Below are 19,911 nucleotides of genomic sequence, written 5' to 3' on the forward strand. Positions count from 1 at the left end.
ACTATAGACCGGGAGGGTCTAGAGGGTTCTGTTACAGCGGAGCGGGTCATGGCGGTCTACGGTTACGCGCGGGTCTCGACGACGGATCAGGACCTGAGCATCCAGGAAGCCGCCCTGCGCGCTGCCGGATGCGAGATCATCCGGGCCGAGAAGAAATCCGGCACCACCACCGAGGGCCGCACCGAGCTTCAGACGCTGATCGAATTCGCCCGGAAGGGGGACACCATCGTAGTCACCCGGATCGACCGCCTGGCTCGTTCGATCGCGGACCTGGCCGTTATCGTGCAGAAGCTGGACGCCAAGGGTGTGGCGCTTCGGGCGACTGAGCAGCCGGTGGATACCTCGACGGCGGCTGGTAAGGCGTTCCTCGGGATGCTTGGCGTGTTCGCTGAGTTCGAGACCAACCTACGCCGTGAGCGTCAGCTTGAAGGCATTGCCAAGGCCAAGGCTGCCGGGGTCTACGAGGGCAAGGGACGCCCCGCCACCATCTCGGCCGAGACGATCCGTGAGAAGGCCGCATCTGGCATGGGGCCGTCTGCCATCGCCAAGGATCTGGGGATCAGCCGCATGTCGGTCCACCGCGCTCTCAACCCGAAGGCGCGGGCCGCCTGAGCACTACGTCTCCGCGCGAGACAAACAAACAAAGGCGGGGCGTTCCGGGGGACCGGAGCGCCCTTCCTCGTTCTGCGGTTGAGCGCCCAGCACTGGCCTCGACCGGAACTAAAGTAGCCCAAAAAGGGACGAAAGCCGAAATTGCTGTGGAGGGCTCGTCCGATCGGCTGGACAAGGGGTCGCGCCGCGTTCCACATTTTGTGACTCTGCCGAACCTGCGCCACAACATCTAGACGGACCGCAACGGCTCCGCTAAGTTCCTGTTTGGTTCAGGCGTTTGTAGTGCGTACCCAAGAAAATTTCCGATCAGGGATCATGGCGAAATGTAGCAATAGATGAAGGGTTGCTTCATGCCCGAGACCAAACGTAAGATTTCCGAACCGGCGTACGAGGTAAAAGACGACCCGTCCATCAAGGTGTTCGAGCATTTCCCGGGAAAAGACATCAAGGATGACTTTCTCGAGCACCTCAGGCTAACTGGAAAGCCTCAGGACTGGAAATTTCATCTCAGCACAAGTCCCCCTAGGGGCGCGCGACCACGAATTCTCACCGAATTTGTTGTCCCAGAGAGGCTGAGGAAGCATGTTCTGATGGCTCCCTGTCCGATCTGCTCCCCTCGTCACCCCAAGTACTGGGAGGGCATGCTCGCGTGGTTCGAGGAAGAACATGCAATTCGAGCAATTGGGCGGGAATGCGGGCACCACTTTTTAGGCGATTTCTCGGAAGCGGTTGCAAGATACAGGCGCGATGCTGCCGCGGATCAGAATTTCGAGTTCATGATCCGGAATTGTTACAAGATTTCTTGGGCGGAAGCTCGGATAGACGAGTTGCATGCGAGAGCTCGATTGGCGGATCGTACGAAAGATCTTATTCGCACCGTCATCCCCAAAAAAGCTATCTCGGAAATAAACCGTCACATGGGTGGGACGGGTCAGTTACATTGGTTTGATGTAGTCAAAGCGCCCGTCATGGATGCATTTGGCAACTATAGGTACGACAAGGACGGCGAGGTCATCACGCAGGAAGTCCCTGTGGTGAAGGAAAGGTTCGAGTTCGGCGGGTTGCCTGCTCTGAAATCCCTCGATGACCGAACAGAGGCACGTTTGATCACGGCGAAGAAGTTGCTCGAAGGCCTTAGGGCAGATGATGAAGATGCAGTCCTGGCGGTCGCGACGGAATTCCAAGACAGCCTCGAAGAGGTTGTTTTCCGGATCCGCAGAGCTTGGGACATGTTGGGTGATGCTCACGCTCAACTCCGCGATCTCCGCGAATTTTTGAGGCCGTCGAACATCGAGACCCTGGGTACATGGGGGCGGGACCATCGTGCAATTCGGAGAGTTAGAGCGAAATACATCAGCGCAGGCGTGCTGCTATTGGGTGAGATCGACCGAAGAGCCCGAAACATCCCCATCCATGGATGTCTCATGGAGCCGCTCCCTCCCATCATAGCCCTGGAGTAATTGCCACTTGAGCCGCCTCACTTGTCCGGCGGGTCGGACGGGGGCTTGCCACGCCCCCTGCGGCTCCGGAGCAATCGGCCGGTCTCCACGATGGCGGCGATGGCGACGGGTGACAGCGCCGTGATGACGGCGGCGACGGCGTAGAGGGTCTGAGGGTCCGGCATGAGGCATCCCGTGACGGTGATGCCTGAGTGTTGCCCGAGACCGGCTAAAGCGGGCTTAACGTTAACCGGATCTCAACCGTTGAACCGAGACGCTCGGCCGCGACCGGCTCGCGCATCGAGATCGACAACGCCAATCAAGGCCGACACCGATGTCTTCGCGGGGGGGGCGCCCTTCATCCTAGATCTACAGGTCAAGGGGCGGGGCACCCACCGTTCCATCGCGGCCGAGATGGATGCGCGTGGCGCTCGCACGGCTCGTGGGGGCGAGTGGAGCGCTACCCAGGCGCAGCGTGTGCCGGCACGGTCGGCCTTACAGCGCGTGACTGCGTCTGGGCCCGAACTGGATGCCGGTGTCGAGGAGGCATCCTGTCAGATCCGTCCGGGGTACAACGAGGAGAGCGATCAGGCGGATCGGAACCGGCAAAGCCGTTCGGCCCAAATCGCGGATGTCGCCTGATCCGCCCTTTAGGCAGCCTTGCACCAGTCTAGAACATCCGATGCAAGCAGGTCTCTCGCGGTAGCATCGGGTTTGCGACCCACTTTTGCGGCTTTGGCTGCCTTAGCCTCTCTGTAGGCTCGAAACGGAGACATCTCTTCAGCGACATGTCGATAAACAGCGCCGAAAAATGCGCCTGCCACCGCCTTGTTGAACTCGCGAACGAGATCAGGACGGTGACGAGACAATTCTTCTAGCTCGGTCAATGCCTCAGAGGTCCGGCCATCGGGCTTCGGCGAGTTGCCAGATTTGATCTCAAGCAACCTGCTGCTTGCAAATTGCCCAAACTTTGGATCCCGCGTGGTGTTGCTCATGTCTAGAGCAAGCGACGCGAGCCTCTCCGGAGATGCTGGATCTTTGATAAAGCGATCAAGCGCTGCGAAATGGTCTTCGAACATCTGATCTGCTTCACGAAGCGCGTTGATGCGCATGTCGTGAATGAGCTTGAAGAAGCCCAATGCAGCGAGCAAAAATACACCAGACAGGATGAAGGAAACCACCGCCAACACGATGAAGCCTCCAGACATCGTTTCACCTAACAACGCCGGAACTCCCCAAATTTTCGTTAAACGAAAGTGCTGGGCAACGCAAGAAACCTGTTCGAAGTTCAACGGCTGCCCAGCGGTTTCGGCTTCGGCGGAGCGACCGCTCTCTTCGATGTCGAGTTTGTTAGGGTAGGCGACGAGCGCCCCCCGACACCCGGAACGGGCGATGGAGCCGCGCCACCCGGCTTGTTCAATCGGGCAAGTTTCACCTCAAGATCGTTGCGGGCCTTCTGCAACTTCAGATCGCGATCGGCATCGATACGTGCGGTCAAATTCCGAGACTCCAGGGACATCTGGAATGCGCGGAGAACCGCAATGACGACGCTGAAGGCAAACGCCATCCCAAAAGCTAAGGTTGGATCTTTCAATGCCCAGCTTGCAGGCAGCGCGAGAAGGTAGAGGGCGATGATGGTGAGGGCCGCCCAATCCTTCAGTTTGCCGATGATCTGCCTGACGAGCTTGAACCCGCCCCCGGGTAGGGGAGGGCTGTCGTCGTTGCCTGCTTCCAGATCCAAAACAGTCTCGTAGGTTGTGACCCGCCACGGCCTCTAACACATGTCGGAAATCTCGCTGAAGGTTGCATCCGTAATTCCGCCATTCACCAAATGTTCTCTCACGAGGTATTTTTGCCACAGACGCGATCCGTGCTGAAAGCGCTAAGGGGTCTTTACGCCATCAACATGTTGATGAACGGGCCCCCCGGCTCGGGCAAATCCATGCTGGCGGCGCGCCTGCCCTCGATTCTGCCGCCGCTCAGTCCGCGCGAACTCCTCGACATCTCCATGGTTCAGTCGGTGGCGGGCGAGCTCAAGGATGGGGCCCTGTCGAATCGCCGGCCGTTCCGGCAGCCGCACCATTCCGCCTCGATGGCGGCGCTGGTGGGCGGCGGGCTCGGGGCGCGACCGGGGGAGGTATCCCTCGCCCATGGGGGAGTCCTGTTCCTGGACGAGCTGCCCGAATTCTCGCCCCAGGTTCTCGACAGCCTGCGTCAGCCGATGGAATCCGGCGCGGTCATGATCGCCCGCGCCAACCACCGGGTCACCTACCCGGCGCGCTTCCAACTCGTCGCCGCAATGAATCCCTGTCGCTGCGGCCAGGGCCTCGAGCCGGGCTACGCCTGCCGCCGCGGCCCGAACGAGCGCTGCATGGCGCAGTATCAGGCGCGGATCTCCGGCCCGTTGCTGGACCGCATCGACCTGCGCATCGAAGTGCCGGCGGTCACGGCCGCCGACTTGATCCTGCCGGCCCCGGCGGAGGGCTCCCGCGAGTCCGCGGCCCGGGTCTCGGCGGCCCGCGCGTTGCAGGGGAGCCGCTATGCCGCGCGGGGCCTGCCGGATTCCAGCACCAACGCGACCTGTCCGGCCAACCTCATCGAAGAGGTCGCGAGCCCCGACGCGGACGGCACGGCGCTGATCCGGCAGGCGGCCGAGACCATGCGCCTCTCCGCACGCGGCTTTCACCGCACGCTGCGTGTCGCCCGGACCCTGGCCGATCTCGACGGCGAGACACAGGTGCGCCGGCTCCATCTCGCGGAGGCCCTCTCGTACCGCGGGCGCGGCGCGGGCGCGGCAGCCGCCGCTTGAGCACCGGATCGGACGTCTCCGGCGATCTGACGGTCACGATCGGCCAGTACAGCAGCGCCGGCCGGAAGGCGGCCAACCAGGACTTCAATGGCATATTGGTGCCGGTTCAACCCGCTCTGGGTCTGAAGGGGATCGCGGTGGCGCTCGCCGACGGGATCAGCAGCAGCGCGGTGGGCGCGGCGGCGAGCGAGACCGCGGTCAAGAGCTTCCTGAGCGACTATTACGCCACGCCGGACACGTGGTCGGTGAAGACCTCGGCCCAGCGCGTGATCGCGGCGGCCAATTCCTGGCTCTACGCCCAGACCCGGCGCGGCGCCGATCCGAATGATGCCGACCGGGGCTACGTCACCACCTTCGACGCCTTCGTCCTGAAATCGCGCATGGCCCACCTCTTCCACGTGGGCGATGCCCGGATCTGGCGCGTGTCCGGCCGGTCCCTCGAACAGCTCACCGAGGACCACCGCGTCGTCGTCTCCGCAGCGGAATCCTATCTCGGCCGCGCCCTCGGGGCGAATGCCCGTGTGGAGATCGACTACCACGTCGTCGGCATCGAGGCGGGCGACACCTTCGTGCTGACGACGGATGGCGTCCACGAGCATGTCCGGCCCCGCGACGTGGTTGCGGCGATCGCGCGAGCCGCGACGCTCGACGCGGCGGCGCGGGCGATCGTCGAGGCAGCTCTGGCCGCCGGCAGTCAGGACAACCTGACGATCCAGATCGTGCGGGTCGAGACCGTACCGGCCGGCGCGCCGGCGGATCTCCTCGGGGAGGCCGAGGGGCTGGACCCCGCGCCCCTCCTCGACCCGCCCGCGGAACTCGACGGCTTCCGTCTCGTGCGGATCCTCCATTCCGGACCCCGCAGCCGCGTCTATCTCGCCGTCGAGGCGGAGACGGGTGCCCAGGCCGCGCTGAAGGTGCTGTCCCTGGACCTGCGGGACGACCCGGCCCAGCGGAAGCGCTTCGTGATGGAGGAGTGGATCGCGCGGCGGATCGACAATCCTCACGTGCTCAAGGCCCATCCCCGGGCCGGCCGCCGCAGCCACCTCTACACGGTCATGCGCTACGTCGAGGGCCAGACCCTGACCCAGTGGATGCGAGACCACGCGACCCCCGATCTGGAAACGGTGCGCGGCCTCGTCGAGCAGCTCGCCCGGGGCGTGCAGGCCTTTCACCGGCGGGAGATGGTCCATCAGGATCTGCGGCCCGACAACGTCCTGATCGATACCGCAGGGACCGTCCAGATCATCGATTTCGGAGCCACGACGGTCGCGGGCGTCGTCGAGGGCGATCCGCGGATCGATCCTGCGGAGATCCTCGGCACGGTCCAGTACACGGCGCCCGAATGCTTCCTCGGCGCGCCGGCCAATGCCGGGTCCGACATCTTCGCGGTCGGCGTCATCACCTACCAGATGTTGACGGGACGGCTGCCGTACGGCGACGCCGTTCCGCGGGCGCGCACGCGCGCGGCGCAACGGCGGCTTCGCTACATGTCGGCTCTCACGGTGCGTCCGCTGCTTCCCGTCTGGGTCGACGGGGCGCTTCGCAAGGCCGTTCATCCCGATCCGCTGCGGCGCTACACGGCCTTGTCCGCCTTCGTCCACGACCTGCGGCATCCCAATCCGGCCTTCACGGACGGACGGCGGGCGTCTCTGCTGGAGCGCGATCCGCTGCTGTTCTGGCGCCTGCTGTCGCTGGTGCTGGGGCTCGTCGCGCTGACGCTCGCGGCGATCCTGATCGCCGGGCCGCGGCGGTGAGGCCTGCGCCTCAGGGATCGAGTTCGGGATAGCGGCGGAAGATGCCGTCCTCGTTGAACGGGATCCGGCGGTCGCTGGCCAGATAGGCGGCGATCCGCGGTCGCCGGGCCACGGTCTCGTGGAGCCGCGCCACGTTCGCGTTGGGGCGCAGGGCTGCGGCGGTGGCTTTGGGAAAGGCGTAGCGCAGGCCGTCGACGAGCTGGAACAGCGACAGGTCCGCGTAGGACAGATCCGCGCCGACGAGCCGACCGCCGCCATTCCCCGCCAGAACGCGCTCGAAATAGCCGAAGAATTTCGGGATGCGCTCGGTGCGGAATTCCGCGGCCCGGCGCAGGGCCTCGGGCTTCTGATTCGCGTAGTACAGGCCGACACCCAAGGGATGGTGCGTGTCGTGCGCCTCGTCGACCGCGTCCGCGATGGTGAGCTGGAGCTGATGGGTCCAGATCCGGTCGCGCTCCGACGCGCCGACGAGGCCGAGCCGCGGCCCGAGATAGAGCAGGATCGCGGCACTCTGCCCGATGACGGTGTCACCATCGCGCAGGAAGGGCGGCGCCAGGGGCGGCCGCGGGTTGCCGGGATCGGACAGGCGGTCGAGCATGGGGCCGATCCCGCCATCCTCGTCATCCTGGCGGGTGACGTCGATGTAGTCGGCGCCGGCTTCCTCGAGGGCGAGGCGGACGAACTCGCCGCGCCCCTGGATCATCGGCCAGTAATGCAGTTCGTAAGGCATCGCCGTCTCCGCCTCGGGGAAGACACGGACGCCCGGACGGTTCCCGCTCAGTTGCCCTCGGCCGAGTCCTCTGCCGAGGCCTTCTCCACCGGCGGCTCGGCGCTGGCGACGGCCTTGCGGGCGAACATCGGCTGGAGCCGCTCGGCGAGTTGCTGGTCGAGATGCTTGACGTAGGCGCCCTTGAAATAACGCTCGCCCGTCTTTGCGCCGTACAGGCGGTCATGAGCCTGGATCATCGCGGCGACTTCCGGGCGGCAGAGGAAGCCGGTGATGCCGACGGCCTCGTACCAGCGGCCCGCCCGCGCCTCGGCGGTCGCCTTCGGGTTCGACAGCACCGTGTCGGCGAAGCATTCGGTGGCGGCCTGCCGCAGCGGCGCCAGCACCTTCTCGGCCTCCGCCGTGTTCACTTTCGACGCAGCCGGAAGCCGGTGAGGACGCGCCTCGGCCCCCGAGACGAGAGCGAGGACAGCGAAGGTGGCGAGGATCGAAGTCTTCATGCGGGCGGCCTCGTCGGGTGTCCGAACGGTGTTCAGGTCTCGCTCATGATTGCGTCGGGATCGGGGCTTTCGGCACAGTCGAGCTGCCCGATTCAGGGCGAGATCCGGACTGTTTCGCGACGGCCACACGCGGCCTCAGCCGCGCCGCTCGGCGTTCCAGTGACCGCGGCAGGAGAGGGCGCCGGACGCGACCCAGGTGCCGGCCCCGAATCCGTTCCGGTCAAGCCGTCCCCGCACGTCGGCGGTGGCGGCCCCGTTCGAGATGGATCCCCGGATCGCCCCGTTCCGGGTCACCCCGCCCTCGACCACGAAGGCGGTCCCGATGAAGCGCGCCCGTCCGTTCTCGATCCGCACCGGATAGCGATAGGCGCGGTCGCAGCTCCCGGTCTCGGTGATGATCTCGACGCTCCAAGTGCCGTCGAACCGGTCGGGCGGGGCCGCTTGGCGCGGCGCGGCGGCGGCGGGACTCATGCCGGCGAGTAACAGGGCGAGAGCGAAGCGAGACGTCATCGGATCCGGGACGAAGCGGGTTCGCGAGGATTGGCGCCTTTCAGCGTGGGGTCTGCGGCGCAGGACCCCGCATAGCCGCGCGCAAGGCCGCGTTGAGGAGGGCAAGCAGGTCGCAGCCGACATGCAGGAAGGCGGCCACGCCCGCCTGCTTCAGCGGCTCGGCGAGGTCCGTCGGCTTGCCCGCGAGGTAGATCGGACCGGCGCCGGCCCTCGCCAGGGCTTCCGCCGTCGCGACGGCGTGCTCGGCGTAGATCGCGTCGGTGGAGCAGATGCAGGCCAAGCTGGCACCGGAATCCCGGAACGCCGCCGCTGCCGCCTCAGCGTCGGAAAAGCCCTCGTTCGACAGCGCCTCGATCCCGCCCGCCGCGAAGGCGTTGGCCGCGAAGGTCGCACGGGCGTTGAACGACGCCACAGGGCCGAGATTGGCGAGGAACACCGCCGGCCGGCGGCCCGTCTTGGCGAGACAGACATCCGAGGCGTCCCGCAGGGCCTCGTAGGGCTCCGCGAGGCGCAGGGACGGCAGCGCGTCGCAGGCGACGGCCGAACCCGCGCCGAAATTGGACCCGCGCGGCCCGGCCACGGGCGGCACGTCGAGGACGGCCGCGGGCTTCTCGGAGAGGTTGGGGAATTCGCTCGCGCCCGTGAGCGGTTCACGGCGGTTCGCCACGGCCTTGGCCCGGGCCTCGCGGGTCAGCTCGATCCGCCGCTGCAGCTTGCCGACGCTGAGCGAGGCGACGATGCCGCCCTCCGCCTCGATCGCCTGGAATGCCGCCCAGCCCGCCTCGGCGAGTTCGGCGGTCAGGGCCTCGAATCCCCCGGCGCCGGCCGCGGGGTCGCTGACGCGCGCGAGATGCGATTCCTCGATGAGCACGATCTGGCTGTTGCGCGCGACGCGCCGGGCGAAGGCGTCGGGCAATCCGAGGGCCTGGGTGTAGGGCAGCACCGCGACGCTGTCCGCGCCGCCCATGCCGGCCGAGGCGGCCGCCATGCCGGTGCGGAGGATGTTCACGAAGGGATCGCGCTTGGTCATCATCCGCCACGCGGTCTCGGCATGGAGCCGCAGCGGCTTGGGATCGAGCCCGCAGGCCTGCTCGACCCGGGCCCAGAGGCGTCGCATCGCGCGGAACTTCGCGACCGTGACGAACTCGTCGGCATCGGCCGTCAGAAGCATCGCGATGCGGTCACGGGCGGTGGAGAGGTCGTGACCGGCATCCTCCAGGGCGCGCAGGTAGGCGACGGCGGTGGCGAGCACAGCCCCGAGTTCCGCCGCCTCTCCGGCGCCGCCCTCGTGATAGGGCCGTCCGTCGGCCAGGAAGGCTCGGCCGGTGAAACCCGCCGCTTCCAGCTCCGCGACGGTCTCGGCGAGACGGGGGGCGATGTCCTTCCAGACCGCTCCGAGGCTTCCGGTCGCCGCCAGAACGCCGACCGGATCGATGCCGAGATCGAGGTCGTAGGTCGAGAGATCCTCGCCCCGGCGCTGCGCCAGCGCGCTCACCAGCCGGGCCACTTCCAGGCCGCGCCCGCCGGCGTCGATCCGCAGGGCGATCAGGGGCAGCATCACGCCCTTCAGCGCCGCGTCGAGGTCTTCGACGCTCGCGGCGGTCAGGCCGTAGCCGCGGGCGCCCGCGGCGCCCGCAAAGGCCAGGACGAGGGCGTCGGCCCCGCCTTCGAGGTCGATGAGCGCCTGTGCGTTGGCGGCGGCGAGATCGGGGTGATCGACCCGTTGCGCGATGCGCCAGGGGCCCGGCTCACGCACCGGCTGGGCCGCCGGGGCGGCGGGTCCGTAGAGGGGTTCGATCCGCAGGCCGTCGGCCGTGTGCGACACCAGCCGCTTCTCGAAATCGGCGCCCTTGAGGACGCCTTCGACGAGGCCGAGCCAGCGCGCCCGGTCTACGGGCTCGAAGAGGTCGGCGAGCGGTGTGTCTTCCATCGGAACGTCCCAGAGCGCGGCGTCTTCTGCACCGCTTCCATGCGTTTGCCTCGCACGCCGCTCCGCCGCTGGCAATCGCCCGATGGTTGAGGAAAGCTGAAGCCGCCCATCACCGATTTTTGATGGTCCCGGCGGCGCGACGGGGAGCCCGGAAACCGGACATGCCGACCCGGCAGGCTTCGGCAAAGCCAGCATTTCCGGATTGCGGGCCCGTCTACGGCGCCCGGACCGACGACCGGACGGATCAAGCCGCCGAGGCGGATCCGCCGATCCGGTCGTCCGGGCCCGAGAGGGACCGGCCCGTCAGCCCAGGATGATCAGGCCGGCGAAGCCGAGGGCGCCGACGATGATCCGCCACCACGCGAACAGCCAGAAGCCGTGGCGGGAGACGTAGTCGAGAAGCACCCGCACCACGAACAGCGCCGAGATGAACGACACGACGAAGCCGATCACGATCAGGCCGACATCGTTGCTCGAAAGGTACTTGTAATTGTCGAGCAGGTCCTTGGCGAAGGCGCCCGCCATCGTCGGCATCGCCAGGTAGAACGAGAACTCGGTGGCCGAGCGCTTGTCGGCGCCCATCAGCATCGCGCCCACGATGGTGGCGCCCGAGCGCGACACGCCGGGGATCATGGCGAGGCACTGGAAGATGCCGATCTTCAGGTCCATCGGCAGGGTGAAGTCGTAGACGTCTTTCTTCTTCACCTCGAGGTCGGTGTCGTCGATGACGAGCAGCACCAGGCCGCCGGCCACCAGGGTCGCGCACACGATCCACGGATTGAACAGGTAGGCTTTGATCAGCTTGGAGAAGAGGCCGCCGATGATCGCCGCCGGCAGGAACGCCACCAGGATGCCGAGCACGAACCGGCGCGCCCTCGGATCGGACGGCACCGCCGTGGCGATCGCCAGCAGGCGGCGGAAATACACCAGCAGGATCGCCAGGATCGCGCCGAGCTGGATCAGCACCTCGAAGGTGTTGTTGGGCGAGTGGAAGCCGATGAAGTGGCCGACCAGCAACTGGTGGCCGGTCGACGAGACCGGGATGAATTCGGTCGCCCCCTCCACAAGGGCGAGCAGCACTGCCTTGCCGATGCTTGCCGGATCCATCGTGACGCCTTGTGCCGTGGGCGCTGCGGCCCCCGTCGAGCCGCCGCCTGCCACGCGAAATGGTTGAGCCCGAGGCTTCGCCCATTAGGGTTGACGAGCGGTTACCGGGCCGGGCCGGGCGTGTTAAGGGCTCGGAAACGGTCGGGCAATAACGCTCGGTCCGAAGTCCTGCGCGCCGAACACCTGCGCATCAGGGCCCTCGACGAGCGCGGGACAGGCCGCGTTGGCAGACCGAACGTCCTCCACGGCCTCGATGGCAACCCTCTACCACTTCCCCTTCTGCGCGAATTCCCGGTTCATCCGTCTCGTACTCGCCGAGATGGGCATGGAGCCGACGCTGTTCGAGGAACGGCCCTGGGAACGGCGCGACGACTTCCTGCTGATCAATCCGGCGGGCGTCACACCCGTGCTGCTGGAGCAGAACGGGCTCGTCGTCCCCGGTGCCGGCGTCATCGCCGAGTATCTCGACGAGACCCGCGGCCTCGGGCTCTCGGGGCGGCGCATGCTGCCGGAGGACACCGTCGAGCGCGTCGAAGTCCGGCGCCTGCTCGACTGGTTCCTGGTCAAGTTCGAGTCCGAGGTGACGGCCTACCTCGTGAACGAGAAGATCTCGAAGCGCTTCATGTCGGCTCATGAGGGCGGCGGCCCGCCCGACATGAACGCGATCCGCGCCGCGCGCTCCAACGTGCGCTACCACCTCAAGTACATCGGCTACCTGATCGCCAGGCGGCGATGGATCGCCGGCGACAACCTGACCTATGCCGATCTGGCGGCGGCCGCCCATCTGTCTTGCGTCGACTACCTGGGCGACGTGCCCTGGGACGAGGACGAGATGGCCCGGAACTGGTACGCGCGGGTCAAGTCGCGGCCCTCGTTCCGCGCTTTGCTCGCCGACCGCGTGCCCGGCATGGCACCGGCCGCCCATTACGCGGATCTGGATTTCTGACCGCCCGACGAACCTATTTCGGCGCCGATCTCCGCCGCCTCGTCGAGACCCGGGCCCGGGCGCTCGGCTTCTGCGGCCTGCGCGTCACCCGTCCCGACAGGCTCCCGGACCTTCCGGGCCGCCTGTCGACCTGGCTCGCCGAGGGCGCGCACGGCACCATGGAGTGGATGGCGGAGCGGGCCGACCAGCGGGCGAGCCCGGTGGACTTGTGGCCCGGCCTGCGCAGCATCCTGGTGCTCGCGATGAGCTACCGGCCCGAGCACGATCCCCTGGACCTCGTGGCCCGGCCGGATCGCGGGGCCATCGCCGCTTATGCACAGCGGCGGGATTATCACGAGGTTTTGAAGGGTCGTCTGAAAGAGTTGGGGGGGTATCTCTCCGCCAAGGGCGACGTGCGCGTGAAGGTTTTCTGCGACACCGCCCCCGTCATGGAAAAGACCCTCGCCGAGGCGGCCGGCCTCGGCTGGCAGGGCAAGCACACGGTGCTGATCTCCCGCGGGCACGGCAACTGGCTGCTCCTCGGGGCGATCTACACGAGCGCGGAATTCGAGCCCGACCCGCCGGAGCGCGATCATTGCGGCTCCTGCCGCGCCTGCCTGGACATCTGCCCGACCGACGCCTTTCCGGCCCCCTACAGGCTCGATGCCCGCCGGTGCATCTCGTATCTCACGATCGAGCATGCCGGTCCGATCCCTGCCGCGTTCCGGCCGGCGATCGGAAACCGGGTCTTCGGTTGCGACGACTGCCTCGCCGTCTGTCCCTGGAACAAGTTCGCCCGTACGGCGGCGGAGAATCGGCTCGCCGCGCGCGCGGATCTGGCGGCCCCGGCGCTGGCGGATCTCGCCGGTCTCGACGATGCGGCGTTCCGGTCGTTCTTCGCCGGCACGCCGGTGAAGCGCACGGGGCGCGACCGCTTCCTGCGCAACGTCATGATCGCGATCGGCAATTCCGGCGATCCCGATCTGGCGGGCGCGGCTGTCGCGGCGCTCGATGACGCGTCTCCCCTGGTGCGCGGCATGGCGGTCTGGGCCTGCGGCCGGCTGCTCGCGCCGGATGCCGTGCACGCGCTCTGCCGCCTTCATGGCGACCACGAGACCGACACCCATGTCCGCGACGAGTGGACGGCCGCCGCCGCCTTGACGGAATCGCCCGTGGGCGAGACATCCGCCCCATGAATCTCTTCGTCTTCGGGCTCGGTTTCACCGGCCGCCGTTTCGCCGAACGGGCGCGAGCGCGTTTCGGGACCGTCCGCGCCAGCGTCACGGATCCCGCGGCCGCCGACCGCGTCGCGGCGGAGACCGGGTTCGCCATGCGCGCCTTCGGGCCGGAGGCCGACGATCCCCGGATCGCCGCGGATCTCGCCGACACGGACGTGCTGCTCGCCTCGGCCCCCCCCGGCGAGGCCGGCGACCCGGTTCTCGCCCGCTACGGGGACGCCATCGCGGCGAGCCGGATCGGCTGGATCGGCTATCTCTCGACGATCGGCGTCTACGGAGACCAGGGCGGCGCGTGGATCGACGAGGCGACACCCGCGGCGCCACGCAGCGCCCGGTCGAAGGTGCGCCTCGAGGCCGAGGCGGCGTGGCTCGCGCTCGGCGCCGAGACCGGGAAGGCCGTGCAGGTCTTCCGGCTCTCGGGCATCTACGGACCCGGGCGCAACCCGATCGTGAAATTGCGCGAGGGTCGTTCGCAGCGGATCGTGAAGGCCGGGCAGGTCTTCAACCGCATCCATGTCGACGACATCGCCACGACGCTGCTGGCCTCCATCGACCGCCCGCGGCCGGGGGCGATCTACAACGTCACGGACGACGAGCCGACCGCGCCCCAGACGGTGACCGAGCACGCCGCCTCCCTCACCGGCCTGCCGCTGCCGCCCGAGATCGATTTCGAGACCGCCGCCCTGTCGCCGATGGCGCGCAGCTTCTACGGCGAGAACAAGCGCGTGCGGAACCGGCTGATCCGCGAGGAGCTCGGCGTGGCCCTCGCTTATCCGACCTACCGCGAAGGTCTCGCGGCCCTGAAGGACCAGCCCTGATCAGGCTTCGAGGTGACGCGGCCGCACGAGGCGGCGCAGCAGGCCGCCGCGCGGCCCCACCATCATCGAGGCGACATAGAGGGCCCCCGCCGCCAGAACGATGGCCGGGCCGCTCGGCAGGTCGTACTGGTACGACAGGCTGAGCCCCGAGACGCTCGCGAGGGCGGCGATCAGCATCGAGACCGGAATCAGTCCGGCCAAGTCGCGGGCCCAGAACCGGGCCGCCACTGCGGGCAGCAGCATCAGGCCGACCGCCAGCAGGGTCCCGAGGGCCTGGAACCCGCCGACGAGGTTGACCACCACGAGCGCCAGGAACGCGAGGTGCACGGGACCGCCGCTGCGGCTGACACTCCGCAGGAACAGCGGGTCGACGCATTCCATCACGAGCGGCCGGTAGATCACGGCGAGCGCCAGCAGGGTCAGCGTGCTGATGCCGCCGAGCAGCCAGAGGGCGGAATCGTCCAGGGCCAGGACCGAGCCGAACAGGAAGTGCATGAGGTCGATCTGCGATCCGCGCAGGGAGACCAGCAGCACGCCGGCGGCGAGCGAGATGAGGTAGAAGGCTGCGAGGTTGGCGTCCTCCCGGATCGTGGTCGCCCGGGTGACGGCGCCCGCGAGCAGGGCCACCGCGAGGCCGGCGACGAGGCCGCCCAGCGTCATCGCCGGCAGGGACAGGCCGGCGACCAGGAAGCCGACCGCAGCCCCCGGCAGGATCGCGTGGCTCATCGCGTCGCTCATGAGGCTCATGCGGCGCAGCGTCAGGAAGACGCCGATGGGCGGTGCCGACACCGACAGGGCGAGGCAACCCGCCAGCGCCCGGCGCATGAAGCCGAATTCGACGAACGGCGCAAACAGAGACCCGAACGGATCGGTCACGCGGCGTCCTCGTGATGGTGATGCGCTGCCCGGCCGTGATCGTGCGCCGGCTCCGCGGGCTTCCGCGGTCCTTCACAGATCGCCGCGCCCTCGTCCCAGGCCTCGGACAGGTTGCGGGCGCGGGCCAGATTCTCGGCGGTCAGGACCCGCGCGGTCGGCCCCCAGGCCACGGGCTCCCGGGCGAGCAGCAGCGTCGTCGGGAAATGCGCGCGGACCTGCGCGAGGTCGTGCAGGGCGGCGATCACGGTCCGCCCCTCCTTGTGCCAGGTCGCAATCAGCACCAGCAGATCGTCGACCGTCCGCGCATCGATCCCGGTGAACGGCTCGTCGAGGAGCACGACGGGGCAATCCTGCAGGATCAGCCGGGCGAACAGCGCGCGCCGGAACTGACCACCCGACAGGGTGCCGATCGGCCGCGCCGCGAAGCCCTCGAGACCGACCGCCGCCAGCGCGGCCTCGATGGCCGGCCGCCGCCGGACGAGGCTGCGCCACGCCCCCGCCTGCCGCCAGAGACCCATCCCGGCGAGATCCATGACGGTGAGCGGAAAGCTCCGGTCGATCTCGTCCGCCTGCGGCATGTAGGCCAGGGCGCCCGCACGTTCGATGCGGCCGTCGAGGCAGCGTATCTCTCCGGCCATGCCCTTCAGCAGCGTCGACTTGCCGGCGCCGTTCGGTCCGACCAGCGCGAGCAGGTCGCCCGCTCGCACGGTCCCGTCGAGGTGGTGGACCGCTGGATGCCGGTCGTAACCGAGGGTGAGGCCGACGAGGCGGATCGGATCCGGATTCCGGCCGCTCATGCCGAAAGCGCCCAGGCGATGGTCAGCCAGACCAGCGCCGCGAGCGTCGCGGCGAGCGCCAGCCGCAGGCCGATCCCGCTCTGGAACAGCGATCGTCGGGCCGCGCGTCTCGGGCTGGGAATGGTCGGCAAGGAATCCTCGTCGCGCACTGACACCGGCGCGGGCACCACGCGGAGCTACTGGTGCGGTCCTGGGCCGCGGTGATACACTGTAACAAACCCGCGGGACAACCTGCGGATCATGTTTGGAGCAATCATGCACCGTCACGAGGGTCACGACGCGTGCCACGCCGGCACCGGTGACATTCTCGCGCGGGCCGAGGCCCTCTGTCGCGAGCGCGGTCTGCAGTTCACGCCCCTGCGCCGCGAGGTGCTGGAGGCCGTGGCCGAGGCCGGGAAGGCTCAGGGCGCCTACGACATCGCCGAGCGGCTGAGCGCGCCGGGCAAGCGTGTGGCCCCGGTCTCGGTCTACCGCGCCCTCGATTTCCTGATGGATCAGGGGCTGGTCCATCGGATCGCGAGCCGCAACGCCTTCATCCCCTGCGCGCACGGCCACGCGCCCGGGGAGGGGGTGATTTTTTTGATCTGCCGGACCTGCGGCGGCGTCGACGAGGCCTCGTCGGAGGAGGTCGAGGGCAGCCTCGGGCGCACTCTGGAGCGGGCCGGATTCACGCCGACCCACAGTATCCTGGAGGTCGAGGGCGATTGCGGCACCTGTCGTCAGCGGAAGCTGGCACCCTGAGCCGCGAGACCAGGTTGCCTGATCCATCCCGTCCGCGCTGACGGAGGGGAGCAATCCAGGGGCGTGCCACGCCTGCGGGCATGGCGCCTCCCGACCGCCTCGCGCCCGCGCCTTAGAACGCGTTCTGGTATGCGCGGCGCGAAATCACCGTCTGGATCATGATCTGGATATCGAACCAGATCGACCAGTTGTCGATGTAGTGCAGGTCGCAGGCGACGCGCTGCTCCATGGCGAGGTCGGTCTGGGTCTCCCCCCGGTAGCCGTTGACCTGAGCCCAACCCGTGATCCCAGGCTTCACGTTGTGGCGGCGTGCATACAGGGCGATCCGCCGCTCGAAGCTCCGGTCGTGGGCCAGCGCATGCGGGCGGGGACCGACCAGCGACATCTCCCCGCGCAGGACGTTGATCAGCTGGGGCAGCTCGTCGAGATTGGTCCGGCGCAGGATCGCGCCGACCCGGGTGATCCGACTGTCGTTGCGGGTCGCCTGCCGGAAGGCGGCATTCGCATCCGTGCGCATCGACCGGAACTTGAAGACGCCGAACGGCTGCTGATTGAAACCGTAGCGCTTCTGCCGGAAGAAAACCGGGCCGGGGCTGTCGAGCTTGATCGCAACGGCGATGGCCGCCAGCAGCGGGGACAGCGACACCAGGGCGATGGTCGCCAAGGTCAGATCGAGGAGGCGCTTCAGCATCACCTCGCCCAGATTGAGCGGCCGACGACCGATATTGATCCCCGAGACTCCGCCGACCCGGGCGACCTGCAGATCGGGAAAGCGATCGAGGACGGCGCCGGGGCGCAGATGCAGGGCCGAGGGCACCCGCAGGAACGCGTCGATGCACCGCTCGACCTCCGCGGTGTCGGCCCACGGCACGAGCACGAAGACGTCGTCCGGCCGGAGGAATCGCACCACCGAGACCGCGAGGTCGAGATCCTCCTGCAGCTGGTCGTATCGGGTGGCCACGTCGGCGCCGGGATCGACCCGTCGAAGGTAGCTGGTCCCGATGATCCGCGAGCCGAGATGATCGGCTTCCTTGCCGGCGTAGAAGCGCGCGATGTCCTCCTCGTAGCCGACGAGGTGGATCCGGCTGGCCGTGGCCGAGCCGGCACTGAGCCGCGCCCGCACGAGGCGCCGCACCGATGCCCGGGCCGCGATCAGGACCGGAAGGCCCACGGCGAACGTCCCGAATGAGATCAGGCGCGAATAATCGTTGGTCGTCTTGGTCATGAAGCTCACGACCAGCACGGCGGCCCAGGCGACCAGCCAGAGGGAGGCCACCCGTTGAACGCCCGGCTTCTGCGCCATGACGTTCTCGAGGCTGTACTCCTCGCGCAGGACGTTCGCGGCGATGATCACCAGTCCCAGCAGCGCCGACAGGCGCAGGCCGCGAACGCTGCTCGCCCAGAATGCGCTGTCCTGGGCGAGGGCGTGGTAGGCGAACTCGACGCCCAGGGCCACCATCACGATCGCCACGAGATCGGTCGCGGCGAGCGTCGTCGACAGGGCGATCCGCGCCAGCGCACGACCGCGCCGGGGCAGCAGCGCCGACCATACGTTGCGTCGGCGCTCCGCCGAGGTGGGCAGCGCCTGAAACGTCTCCGGAAGCCGATCGTGAAACATCTGACCCGCAACGTCCCGTCTTAGTCGGACTCTGTACCAGTCTGAGACACGAAAGGTTTCGGCGCCGCCTGGTGACGGTGACGGAGCAAGCCGCGGGCCCGGCAGGGTCGCATTCGCTGTCACGGAGGGAGGCTGCGACCTAGAGCGCGCGCCCAGCCGTTGCAATACATGATTAATGCTGAGCGCCGGCATGACGCATGCGGCGGCCGCCAATGTTGGAGTTCGGCCGTCATCGAACGCGTCGTTTCAATTCAAGCGCGTTTCTTCGTCCGAAGTTTCAACCGGCCCTGCGCCCGCCCCGCATGCGGAACGGGCAAGGACTCTCGGTTGAGCTTTAAGACGTCGCCTCGGCGTCGGCGGGTCTGGCGACGGTCTGGATCGTCTCGAAACCCTCGAACTGGGGATGACCGAGATACAGGGGTTTGGTCGAAGGCACGCGACCGTGCGCCTTGCGGAACTGCTCGGATCGGGTCCAAGCTTCGAAATCCGCGTGCGACCGCCAGATCGTGTGCGAGGCGTACAGGACGTGGTCTTCGTGCTCGGGGCCGCGCAGGAGGTGGAATTCCACGAAGCCGGGCATCTCGCCGAGATGGCTGTCGCGGCCGAGCCAGACGGCCTCGAAGTCGGCCGTCGCGTCCTTGACGACCTTGAAGCGATTCATCGCGATGAACATGCGTCTCTCCTGCGCGCTACCAATCCTACAAGCATCGGCGGTCCTAAGGGGAACACCTGCGCGGCGACAAGGCGCACCACTTAAGCTGCCCAATCATCGCCATCGACATTTCCGCAACAATGTTGCAAAGATGTGTGTACTTAAACTAGAAGCTGTAACCTTTGACTTGCGAAGCTTGACAACTTGGTGTCCAACTGCGGTGCACGCCACCTGTGTCGGGATCAGGGCTATAGCCGCATGAGCGGCAGGGATGACCGGCCACACGGCGTGCACGACATGCGACTTAGGGGCGGGCGGTGAAGCGGCGCGATAGCGAGGCGAAAACACCGCATTCGCAGGAGGATGCATCCCACTCCATGGAGAAGGATTCCCCTGGGCAAACGATGCCGAAGCAGACCACCGACGTCGATCGTCTCGTCGGGATTCGCATCACAGCCCTGCGCAAGGCGCGGGGCATGAGCCAGACCGCTCTCGGCAATGCGGTTGGGGTGACCTTTCAGCAGGTCCAGAAATACGAGAAGGGTCAGAACCGGGTCGGCGCCGGCCGGTTGCGGGAGATCGCGCGCCTTCTCGAAGTTCCGGTTTCCGCGTTCTTCGAGGAGACCGAGCCCCGCGAGAACGCCCAGGAGGACGTGTTCGGCTTCCTCAGCGCCCACGGTGCCATCGAGCTTCTGCGCGCCTACGCCCAGATCGAGGATGAGCAGATGCGCCGCGATGTGCTGGCGCTGGTCCGCAGCGCCGCGCGCCTCGCGCAGAACCGCACGGCGGCGCCGGCGGCGGATCCGGCCTGACAGGCGGGCTGGCGGGCCTCGCCCGGCGCGCCCCGGAGGCGGCTGC

21 protein-coding genes and 1 pseudogene are annotated in these 19,911 nt (G+C 67.6%); 9 read left to right on the forward strand and 13 right to left on the reverse strand.

The features are described from left to right. The first annotated feature begins 48 nt into the window (after positions 1–48). On the forward strand, positions 49–612 hold the full coding sequence (locus A3862_RS16545) for a recombinase family protein (RefSeq protein WP_111473823.1): 564 nt from the start codon (positions 49–51) through the stop codon (positions 610–612). Positions 613–962: 350 nt separating this feature from the next. After that, positions 963–2,072 carry a hypothetical protein gene (locus A3862_RS31120; RefSeq protein WP_124262991.1) on the forward strand — a complete coding sequence of 370 codons (1,110 nt, stop codon included), beginning with the start codon at positions 963–965 and terminating at the stop codon, positions 2,070–2,072. 17 nt (positions 2,073–2,089) lie between these two features. Here the strand turns inward: A3862_RS31120 and A3862_RS31550 are convergent, their stop codons facing one another. The 3 genes from A3862_RS31550 to A3862_RS31130 all read right to left on the reverse strand — a co-directional run bounded on the left by A3862_RS31550 (position 2,090) and on the right by A3862_RS31130 (position 3,792). Further along, positions 2,090–2,236, reverse strand: a complete 147-nt coding sequence (locus A3862_RS31550) for a hypothetical protein (protein ID WP_164706376.1) — start codon at positions 2,234–2,236, stop codon at positions 2,090–2,092. 465 nt (positions 2,237–2,701) lie between these two features. After that, positions 2,702–3,343 (reverse strand): hypothetical protein, encoded by a 642-nt coding sequence (locus tag A3862_RS31125; protein WP_124262992.1) that lies wholly within the window; start codon positions 3,341–3,343, stop codon positions 2,702–2,704. Then, entirely contained in the window at positions 3,340–3,792 is a 453-nt protein-coding gene (locus A3862_RS31130; protein ID WP_124262993.1) for a hypothetical protein, read from the reverse strand. Before A3862_RS31130 ends, A3862_RS31125 begins: the two co-directional genes overlap by 4 nt. Before the next feature lie 162 nt (positions 3,793–3,954). On the opposite strand from A3862_RS31130, the pseudogene A3862_RS16555 reads away from it, so the two are divergent. Continuing rightward, positions 3,955–4,860 (forward strand): annotated as a pseudogene (locus A3862_RS16555) (YifB family Mg chelatase-like AAA ATPase); the annotation flags it as partial. Continuing rightward, complete coding sequence (locus A3862_RS16560; protein WP_043758410.1) at positions 4,857–6,614, forward strand: bifunctional protein-serine/threonine kinase/phosphatase; 1,758 nt, start codon at positions 4,857–4,859, stop codon at positions 6,612–6,614. The pseudogene A3862_RS16555 and the gene A3862_RS16560, both read left to right, overlap by 4 nt. A gap of 10 nt (positions 6,615–6,624) precedes the next feature. On the opposite strand, the gene A3862_RS16565 is transcribed toward A3862_RS16560, so the two are convergent. The 5 genes from A3862_RS16565 to A3862_RS16585 form a co-directional block, all read right to left on the reverse strand. Further along, positions 6,625–7,344 (reverse strand): glutathione S-transferase, encoded by a 720-nt coding sequence (locus A3862_RS16565; RefSeq protein WP_043758407.1) that lies wholly within the window; start codon positions 7,342–7,344, stop codon positions 6,625–6,627. 47 nt (positions 7,345–7,391) lie between these two features. Continuing rightward, positions 7,392–7,841, reverse strand: a complete 450-nt coding sequence (locus tag A3862_RS16570) for a hypothetical protein (RefSeq protein ID WP_043347577.1) — start codon at positions 7,839–7,841, stop codon at positions 7,392–7,394. A 135-nt stretch (positions 7,842–7,976) separates the two neighbouring features. Further along, positions 7,977–8,351, reverse strand: coding sequence for a hypothetical protein (locus A3862_RS16575; protein ID WP_043758405.1), 375 nt, complete (start codon positions 8,349–8,351; stop codon positions 7,977–7,979). A gap of 40 nt (positions 8,352–8,391) precedes the next feature. After that, complete coding sequence (locus tag A3862_RS16580; protein ID WP_043758402.1) at positions 8,392–10,281, reverse strand: methylmalonyl-CoA mutase family protein; 1,890 nt, start codon at positions 10,279–10,281, stop codon at positions 8,392–8,394. A 303-nt stretch (positions 10,282–10,584) separates the two neighbouring features. Continuing rightward, on the reverse strand, positions 10,585–11,388 hold the full coding sequence (locus A3862_RS16585) for an undecaprenyl-diphosphate phosphatase (RefSeq protein WP_043758400.1): 804 nt from the start codon (positions 11,386–11,388) through the stop codon (positions 10,585–10,587). Positions 11,389–11,641: 253 nt separating this feature from the next. On the opposite strand from A3862_RS16585, the gene A3862_RS16590 reads away from it, so the two are divergent. From A3862_RS16590 to A3862_RS16600, 3 genes are all read left to right on the forward strand, one after another. Continuing rightward, positions 11,642–12,334, forward strand: a complete 693-nt coding sequence (locus tag A3862_RS16590) for a glutathione S-transferase family protein (RefSeq protein ID WP_043347569.1) — start codon at positions 11,642–11,644, stop codon at positions 12,332–12,334. A 77-nt stretch (positions 12,335–12,411) separates the two neighbouring features. Further along, complete coding sequence (gene queG, locus A3862_RS16595; RefSeq protein WP_043761274.1) at positions 12,412–13,509, forward strand: tRNA epoxyqueuosine(34) reductase QueG; 1,098 nt, start codon at positions 12,412–12,414, stop codon at positions 13,507–13,509. Then, positions 13,506–14,369, forward strand: a complete 864-nt coding sequence (locus tag A3862_RS16600; protein WP_111473826.1) for an SDR family oxidoreductase — start codon at positions 13,506–13,508, stop codon at positions 14,367–14,369. The genes queG and A3862_RS16600 overlap by 4 nt, the downstream gene beginning before the upstream one ends. On the opposite strand, the gene A3862_RS16605 is transcribed toward A3862_RS16600, so the two are convergent. From A3862_RS16605 to A3862_RS32375, 3 genes are read right to left on the reverse strand one after another with little or no spacing between them, the layout of a single operon-like run. After that, entirely contained in the window at positions 14,370–15,194 is an 825-nt protein-coding gene (locus tag A3862_RS16605; protein WP_051044682.1) for a metal ABC transporter permease, read from the reverse strand. Positions 15,195–15,241: 47 nt separating this feature from the next. Further along, on the reverse strand, positions 15,242–16,042 hold the full coding sequence (locus A3862_RS16610) for a metal ABC transporter ATP-binding protein (RefSeq protein WP_043378579.1): 801 nt from the start codon (positions 16,040–16,042) through the stop codon (positions 15,242–15,244). Next, positions 16,039–16,173: a hypothetical protein gene (locus tag A3862_RS32375; protein ID WP_257787422.1), complete on the reverse strand. Its 135-nt coding sequence runs from the start codon at positions 16,171–16,173 to the stop codon at positions 16,039–16,041. Before A3862_RS32375 ends, A3862_RS16610 begins: the two co-directional genes overlap by 4 nt. A 124-nt stretch (positions 16,174–16,297) precedes the next feature. Here A3862_RS32375 and A3862_RS16615 point away from each other — a divergent pair, with 124 nt between their 5' ends. Continuing rightward, on the forward strand, positions 16,298–16,783 hold the full coding sequence (locus A3862_RS16615) for a Fur family transcriptional regulator (protein WP_043347562.1): 486 nt from the start codon (positions 16,298–16,300) through the stop codon (positions 16,781–16,783). Between the two features lie 112 nt (positions 16,784–16,895). Here A3862_RS16615 and A3862_RS16620 read toward each other — a convergent pair whose 3' ends face one another. Together A3862_RS16620 and A3862_RS16625 are read right to left on the reverse strand one after the other, a co-directional pair. Further along, complete coding sequence (locus A3862_RS16620; protein ID WP_043378576.1) at positions 16,896–18,401, reverse strand: undecaprenyl-phosphate glucose phosphotransferase; 1,506 nt, start codon at positions 18,399–18,401, stop codon at positions 16,896–16,898. Between the two features lie 334 nt (positions 18,402–18,735). After that, complete coding sequence (locus A3862_RS16625) at positions 18,736–19,074, reverse strand: antibiotic biosynthesis monooxygenase family protein (protein WP_043758394.1); 339 nt, start codon at positions 19,072–19,074, stop codon at positions 18,736–18,738. 356 nt (positions 19,075–19,430) lie between these two features. Between A3862_RS16625 and A3862_RS16630 the strand changes: the two genes are divergently transcribed. Continuing rightward, complete coding sequence (locus A3862_RS16630) at positions 19,431–19,865, forward strand: helix-turn-helix domain-containing protein (RefSeq protein ID WP_078947404.1); 435 nt, start codon at positions 19,431–19,433, stop codon at positions 19,863–19,865. Positions 19,866–19,911: the final 46 nt, after the last annotated feature.

The organism is Methylobacterium sp. XJLW, from assembly GCF_003254375.1.
GTDB lineage: Bacteria > Pseudomonadota > Alphaproteobacteria > Rhizobiales > Beijerinckiaceae > Methylobacterium > Methylobacterium fujisawaense.

Excerpts from the sequence above, each read along its gene's own strand:
- A3862_RS16545 (WP_111473823.1), top strand. The coding sequence starts at position 49 with ATGGCGGTCTACGGTTACGCGCGGGTCTCGACGACGGATCAGGACCTG.
- A3862_RS31120 (WP_124262991.1), top strand. The coding sequence starts at position 963 with ATGCCCGAGACCAAACGTAAGATTTCCGAACCGGCGTACGAGGTAAAA.
- A3862_RS31550 (WP_164706376.1), bottom strand. The coding sequence starts at position 2,236 with ATGCCGGACCCTCAGACCCTCTACGCCGTCGCCGCCGTCATCACGGCG.
- A3862_RS16565 (WP_043758407.1), bottom strand. The coding sequence starts at position 7,344 with ATGCCTTACGAACTGCATTACTGGCCGATGATCCAGGGGCGCGGCGAG.
- A3862_RS16570 (WP_043347577.1), bottom strand. The coding sequence starts at position 7,841 with ATGAAGACTTCGATCCTCGCCACCTTCGCTGTCCTCGCTCTCGTCTCG.
- A3862_RS16575 (WP_043758405.1), bottom strand. The coding sequence starts at position 8,351 with ATGACGTCTCGCTTCGCTCTCGCCCTGTTACTCGCCGGCATGAGTCCC.
- A3862_RS16580 (WP_043758402.1), bottom strand. The coding sequence starts at position 10,281 with ATGGAAGACACACCGCTCGCCGACCTCTTCGAGCCCGTAGACCGGGCG.
- A3862_RS16585 (WP_043758400.1), bottom strand. The coding sequence starts at position 11,388 with ATGGATCCGGCAAGCATCGGCAAGGCAGTGCTGCTCGCCCTTGTGGAG.
- A3862_RS16590 (WP_043347569.1), top strand. The coding sequence starts at position 11,642 with ATGGCAACCCTCTACCACTTCCCCTTCTGCGCGAATTCCCGGTTCATC.
- A3862_RS16600 (WP_111473826.1), top strand. The coding sequence starts at position 13,506 with ATGAATCTCTTCGTCTTCGGGCTCGGTTTCACCGGCCGCCGTTTCGCC.
- A3862_RS16605 (WP_051044682.1), bottom strand. The coding sequence starts at position 15,194 with ATGCGCCGGGCGCTGGCGGGTTGCCTCGCCCTGTCGGTGTCGGCACCG.
- A3862_RS16610 (WP_043378579.1), bottom strand. The coding sequence starts at position 16,042 with ATGAGCGGCCGGAATCCGGATCCGATCCGCCTCGTCGGCCTCACCCTC.
- A3862_RS16615 (WP_043347562.1), top strand. The coding sequence starts at position 16,298 with ATGCACCGTCACGAGGGTCACGACGCGTGCCACGCCGGCACCGGTGAC.
- A3862_RS16620 (WP_043378576.1), bottom strand. The coding sequence starts at position 18,401 with ATGTTTCACGATCGGCTTCCGGAGACGTTTCAGGCGCTGCCCACCTCG.
- A3862_RS16625 (WP_043758394.1), bottom strand. The coding sequence starts at position 19,074 with ATGTTCATCGCGATGAATCGCTTCAAGGTCGTCAAGGACGCGACGGCC.
- A3862_RS16630 (WP_078947404.1), top strand. The coding sequence starts at position 19,431 with ATGGAGAAGGATTCCCCTGGGCAAACGATGCCGAAGCAGACCACCGAC.